Origin of the sequence: Leifsonia xyli subsp. cynodontis, assembly GCF_050632205.1 — a bacterium.
In the GTDB taxonomy this organism is placed as follows: domain Bacteria; phylum Actinomycetota; class Actinomycetes; order Actinomycetales; family Microbacteriaceae; genus Leifsonia; species Leifsonia xyli_D.
Window position 1 is genome coordinate 3773672 of record NZ_CP192578.1, and the last position, 6052, is coordinate 3779723.

Here is a 6052-nt window from a genome sequence, read left to right on the forward strand (position 1 = left end):
TTCCGTCCGTTCCGATCTGAGAGACCACGACTATGACGACAGCGGCACTGACCGGCCGGCGCGCCCGGCCGCACAACGCGGGCTACTGGCTGTACCTCATCCCGATGATCGCGGGCACGATCCTGATCGTGCTGCTCCCCTTCGCGGTGAACGTGTTCATCAGCCTGTTCCGGTGGAAGGGCGGCATCGCCCCGATGCGCTGGAACGGGCTGCAGAACTACGTCGACCTGCTGAACGACGCCCAGTTCTGGCTGGCATTCAAGAACACGATCTTCATGATCGTCGGCATCGTGGTCATCCCGACCCTGCTGGGGCTGCTGCTCGCGGCGATGCTGTTCGACTACATCGGGCGCGAGTTCGGCGGCAGGGCAGCTGCATTCCTCCGGGCGACGTACTACCTGCCGCAGATCCTGCCGATCGCGGTCGCCGGGTTCATCTGGAGCTGGGTTCTGGCCACTCAGAGCGGGCTGCTGAACAGCGTGCTCGAGACGATCGGTCTCACCAGCCCGCCGGACTGGCTGGGCGATCCGGACATCGCCATCTATGCGGTGATGCTGATGCTCATCTGGCTGCAGCTCGGCTACCCGGTCGTGATCTTCATGGCTGCTCTTCAGCGGGTCGATCCCGAACTCTACGAAGCGGCCTCCCTCGATGGGGCGGGGTGGTGGCGGCGATTCCGCGCCATCACCGTTCCGCAGATCCGCCCCGAGGTGTTCGTCGTGGTCATCACGGCGACCGTCGGCGCGCTGAAAGTGTTCGCGCCGATCCTCATCCTCACCGGGGGCGGCCCCGAGGGCTCGACCGTCGTGCCGTCCTACTACTCGTACCGGAACTTCTTCGAGCTCTCCAAGGTCGGCTACGGCTCGGCCATCGCGACCGCGATGTCCATCGTCATCTTCCTCGTCGCCGGCATCATGCTCTGGCTCCAGCGACGAGGTGTCCGAGAGGAGGTCGCCGGATGACCGCCACGACCACGCAGCTGCCCGAGCGTACCCGGCCGGAGAACCGGGGGAGCGGCGATCGCGCGCGGACGGCCCGGAAGAGGCCCGCCCGACCGTTGCGATGGGTGGTCCTCGCCGCGGCCGTGCTCGTCGCCCTCATCATGCTGGCCCCGCTCGCTCTGCTCGTGCTCAACGCCTTCAAGACCGGCGGCGACTACTCCGCTCACGGGCCGCTCGCATTGCCGACGAGCTGGAGCCTGCAGTCCTTCCAGGACTACCTGGACCGCGTCGACTTCCTCCGCGCACTGTGGAACTCGGTCGTCATCGCGACACTGGTCGCTCTGTTCGGCACACTGGTCTCGCTGCTAAGCGCGTACGCGATCGGGGTCGGCCGGGTTCGTGGGAGCACCGTGCTGCTGGCGGTCTTCCTGCTCGCCACCATGCTCCCGCAGGAAGCGCTGATCTACCCGCTGTTCTACGGAGCGCAGGCGACCGGGACCTTCAACACCGTGTGGAGCGTCATCGTCGTCTTCACCGTTCTCCAGGCGGCATTCGGCACCTATCTGCTGTCGAGCGTGATGTCGACGCTGCCGCCGTCGCTTCTCGAGGCGGCAGCGCTGGACGGGGCCGGCCGGTGGCGCATCCTCTGGTCCGTCGTGTACCCGGTGATGCGTCCGACTCTCTCCGTGCTGATGGTGTTCTTCTTTGTCTGGACGTGGAACGAGTTCTACATCCCGCTGATCCTGCTCTCGGACCAGTCCGTCCAGACCGTGCCGATCGCACTGGCCACGCTGCAGGGCCAGAACTCCATCGACATCACCTCACTGAACGCCGGCTCGCTGCTCTCGCTGTTGCCGACGCTCGTCTTCTTCATCATCTTCCAGCGCACCCTGAGCCGCGGCGTGACCGTCGGCTCGGTCAAGTAACCACCAGAAACCGAGGAGAACCGTGCTTCCCACTCTGTCCGACCTGTTCGCCACCGACGGCGTGAGCTCCCGCTCGATCAACGCCGAGAATCCGACCGGCGACCCCGGGAGGGCGGCCTCGGCGAGCTCGCACCTCGGTCCGGGCCGCAAGGGGAGCGCGTACCTGCCGCTCACCGCGGGCGGAAGCCTGACCCTCGCCGACATCACGGGCCCCGGGGTGATCCGGCACATCTGGATCACCGTGCCCGACCGCACGGAGGGTGGCCCGTTCGTGCTGCGCGACGTGGTCCTCAGGATGTACTGGGACGACGAGGAGCAGCCCTCCGTCGAGGTGCCGCTCGGCGACTTCTTCTGCAACGGGTTCGCGGCGCGGGCGCTGGTCACCTCCGAACCGATCGTCGTCGCGCCGACCGGAGGGATGAACGCGTACATCCCCATGCCGTTCCGCCGCCGCGCGCGAATCGTGCTCGACAGCGAGCACCCCGCATCCATCGATCACGTCTTCTTCCAGGTCGACTACACCGTGGGCGACGAGGTGCCGGAGGCGACGCCGTACTTCCACGCGCAGTGGCGGCGCTCCAATGGCACGACCGCGCTCGGCGAGGACCACGTCATCCTGGACGGCGTGACCGGCCGTGGCCGCTTCCTCGGCGCGTACATCGGGGTTGCGGCCCTCTCGCGGTACTGGTGGGGCGAGGGAGAGGTCAAATACTTCGTGGACGGGGACACCGACCTGCCGACACTGTGCAGCACCGGGCTGGAGGACTACGCGGGCGGCGCATGGGCGTTCCAGGACGACCTGCGGAAGGATCCGGAACCGGTGCCGATCACATTCAGCGCACCGTACTGCGGCTACCCGTTCTTCAGCACCCGTGACGAGACGGGCGCCGGGACGTTCATCCAGTCGACGGCGCCCATGCACGCCGTCTACCGCTGGCACCTGCCCGACCCCGTCTGGTTCCAGCGCGAGTTCCGCGCGACTGTGCAGCAGATCGGGGTGTGGGACCAGGGACTCTTCGAGCGGACCGACGACGTGTTCTCGGTGGCGTACTGGTATCAGGCCGAGCCGCACGGAGCGTTCCCCGAGCTTCCTGACAGAGCTGCGCGCGTACCGCGTTAGAAGTGCACTAGTCTCCGATCGTGCGCCTGGGAGTTCTCGACGTCGGATCCAACACCGTCCACCTGCTCGTCGTCGACGCGCATCCCGGTGCACGGCCGCTTCCGGCCGCTACGCACAAGTCGGTGCTCCGCCTCATGCGCTATGTCGGACCGGACGGCGCGATCAGCGACGAGGGACGCGATGCGCTCCTGGCCGCGGTGGAGTCCGCCATGCGGGTGGCCGAGGACGAGAGCATCGACGAACTGCTGCCCTTCGCGACGTCCGCATTGCGGGAGGCCAGCAACGGGCCCGAGGTGCTGGCCGCCGTCCGGGAGCGCACCGGTGTCGACCTGCAGGTGCTGTCCGGGGCGGACGAAGCGCGGCTGACCTTCCTCGCGGTCCGCCGCTGGCTGGGCTGGTCCTCCGGCCGCATCCTGCTGATCGATATCGGCGGCGGCTCGCTGGAGATCGCGTCCGGGATGGACGAGTACCCGGACACGGCCGTCTCGGTGCCGCTCGGCGCCGGGCGCACCACGATCGGCTACCTCCATGACGACCCGCCGCTGGATGCGCAGCTGGACGACCTCCGCGATCACGCGCGGGCGCTGCTGAGCGCGGTGGTCCCGGAGGTCGAACGCGGCCCCGGCGACCACGTCATCGGCACCTCCAAGACGATTCGATCGTTGGCCCGCCTCGCCGGCTCGACCTCCGCACGCCCAGGAGGCGACGACCGGGTGCAGCTGACCCGCTCGGCGCTCGCCGACTGGGTGCCGAGGCTCGGCCGCATGCCCGCGGAGTCTCGGACGGCGCTGCCCGGAATCACGCCCGACCGGACGTTCCAGATCGTCGCGGGCGGGGTCGTCCTGCGCGAGACGATGCGCGCTTTCGACGTCGACGAGCTCGAGGTGTGCCCGTGGGCCCTGCGCGAGGGCATCATCCTCCGCTACCTCGATCACCTCGACTGACCGCGCGGGCCTGGCCAACGGCGACGGCGGGCCCTACCCTCGGCGTCATGGACGCAGGGCTCCCCCATCCGGCGATCACGCCGGGGCCCCCGATCCACGGCATCCGACAAGGAGCAGGAAATGACACGCAGGGTTGTCTTCGTCCACGGGCTATGGATTCACGCGAGCGCCTGGAGGCCATGGCAGGAGTTGTTCGAGGCGAGCGGGTACACGACGGAGGCACCAGGCTGGCCCGGCGACCTCGAGACGGTCGAGGCGACTCGTGAGCATCCGGAGGGGCTCGACAATCAGGGGATCTCCGAGATCTGCCACCACTACGCCGACCTCATCGAGCAGTACGACGAGAAGCCGATCATCGTCGGCCACTCGTTCGGCGGCCTGATCGCGCAGGAGCTGCTGGCCAACGGTTTCGCGGCTGCGGCGGTGGCCATCGATCCCGCGCCGATCAAGGGCGTCAAGGTGCTGCCGTTCGCGCAACTGAAGTCCGGCTTCCCCGTCCTGGGCAACCCGGCCAACAAGAAGCGGACCGTCGCTCTCACCGCCAAGCAGTTCCGCTACGCCTTCGGCAACGCGATCAGCGAGGAGGAGTCGGATGCGCTGCACGCGGCCTGGACCATCCCGGGCCCCGGCCGGCCGCTCTTCGAAGACGCGACGGCGAACTTCGTGCGCAACTCTCCCGCCGCCGTGGACACGCATACCGCCGTGCGCGGGCCACTGCTGCTGACATCCGGGACCGAAGACCACACCGTCCCGAAGTCGGTCACGGTCGCCGTCTCCAAGCTCTATGCGGACAACACGGAGTCGGTGACGGAGTACCACGAGTACCCGGGCAAGGGCCACTCGCTCACCCTGGACTCCGGGTGGAAGGACGTCGCGACCGACGTGCTCCAGTGGCTCGCGGAGAAAGGGTTCGCGGCCGAGGAGCAGGGGCGGCACTCCGGAGAAGCCGTAGCGTAAAGGCGTTCTACGTCAGCGCAGGAGCCACTGTTCTGGGTCGCGCATCTGGTCTTCGGATTGCCGCCGGGTGACGACGTGGGTGCCGCCCGGTTCGGTCGTGAACCGCCAGGCGCCGGCCTGTGCTAGTGCCGGGGCCTGCAGCACTGGACGTCGCGTGCACGTCGGAGGGGGTCCATGGCCACCACATCCAGCCGTCGTCGTTCGCGGTCCGCTCGGTTGTCGGGAGAGAGCTCTCTTCGTCTGCGTCGTCATGGAACTCGCGGAACAGGTCGGCCGGGTCGCTGGTCGCCGCAGGGGCAGCGTGGGTCGGTGCGTCGGCTGCGCCCTCTCCGAGGTTTGCCGACGGGGTGGGCGTCGGTGTCGGCGCGTTCAGGTCGCGCAACGACCCCTCGCGCGCCCAGGCCTGGATGGAGGGGTGGGCGGAGCATTCGGTGTACACGTCGATGGCGACGAGGTCTTTGCTGACGCCGAGTCCGTAGTAGACGCCGTCGGGACGCGTGGCGCGGATGGAGATGTCCCTACGGCCCGACGGCGAAGTCCAGTCGACGGTTCTGGTGACGGTGAAGCCTTGGCTTTCCCAGTAGGCGGTGAGTTTGTCCGCGATCGGGTGCGGGTCGGGCTCGAACGCGGCATGGTAGACGACAGCCTGCACCTGGTGAGCCGTTTTCGACCCGACCGTTCCGCACGGTGCCAGGCTCACGTTTTCGGCGGCGGGGTCCCACGGTTTGCTTTTGTCCAGTGGTGTGTCGTCTTTCCAGCCTTCGGTGTGACCGGTGGCGGCGATGGCGGCGTTGGTGAGGTCTGCCCATTGGGTGAGCAGTTGGGTGATGGTCTTCTGTGGGGTGCCTGGGGATTGCGGGGCGGGGCCGCTCAGGGCGGGTACGGACATGCATCCTCCTATCAACGACACGGTTGCCACGGCGATCACCGTGGCACTGCATATTCTCGCGATTCGATTCACCGCGCCGGGTGTGTGGTTCATCGGGTGGGCTTCAATCCGCCGACGGCCTCGCTGGGCTGGAGCTTGGCAGCAGTCGTGTAGATACTGGGTCCGCTGGTCCTGTTTCACGTGGAGGTTGTTTCCTTGCGGCCTACCAGACCCATCCGTCGTCGTCCTCGACCTCCGCGGAGTTACCGGTTGCGTCGTCGTGAAATTCGCGGAAC

Annotated in this window: 6 protein-coding genes; 5 read left to right on the forward strand and 1 reads right to left on the reverse strand. The window is 67.7% G+C overall.

The genetic code is table 11. The features are described 5' to 3' along the window. Nucleotides 1-32 precede the first annotated feature (32 nt). From ACQ86M_RS18955 to ACQ86M_RS18975, 5 genes are all read left to right on the forward strand, one after another. Nucleotides 33-962: a carbohydrate ABC transporter permease gene (locus tag ACQ86M_RS18955; protein ID WP_431246588.1), complete on the forward strand. Its 930-nt coding sequence runs from the start codon at nt 33-35 to the stop codon at nt 960-962. Continuing rightward, nucleotides 959-1867, forward strand: a complete 909-nt coding sequence (locus tag ACQ86M_RS18960) for a carbohydrate ABC transporter permease (RefSeq protein ID WP_431246589.1) — start codon at nt 959-961, stop codon at nt 1865-1867. The genes ACQ86M_RS18955 and ACQ86M_RS18960 overlap by 4 nt, the downstream gene beginning before the upstream one ends. A 22-nt stretch (nt 1868-1889) precedes the next feature. Beyond that, nucleotides 1890-2987 (forward strand): glycoside hydrolase family 172 protein, encoded by a 1098-nt coding sequence (locus tag ACQ86M_RS18965; protein ID WP_431246590.1) that lies wholly within the window; start codon nt 1890-1892, stop codon nt 2985-2987. Nucleotides 2988-3007: 20 nt separating this feature from the next. Continuing rightward, entirely contained in the window at nt 3008-3931 is a 924-nt protein-coding gene (locus tag ACQ86M_RS18970) for a Ppx/GppA phosphatase family protein (RefSeq protein ID WP_431220028.1), read from the forward strand. A 120-nt stretch (nt 3932-4051) separates the two neighbouring features. Continuing rightward, the gene (locus tag ACQ86M_RS18975) at nt 4052-4888 is read left to right on the forward strand and encodes an alpha/beta hydrolase (RefSeq protein WP_431246591.1); all 837 of its coding nucleotides are present in this window, start codon (nt 4052-4054) and stop codon (nt 4886-4888) included. A gap of 7 nt (nt 4889-4895) precedes the next feature. Here the strand turns inward: ACQ86M_RS18975 and ACQ86M_RS18980 are convergent, their stop codons facing one another. Then, a complete protein-coding gene (locus ACQ86M_RS18980; RefSeq protein ID WP_431246592.1) occupies nt 4896-5777 on the reverse strand; it encodes a hypothetical protein in 882 nt (293 codons plus the stop codon). Nucleotides 5778-6052 lie beyond the last annotated feature (275 nt).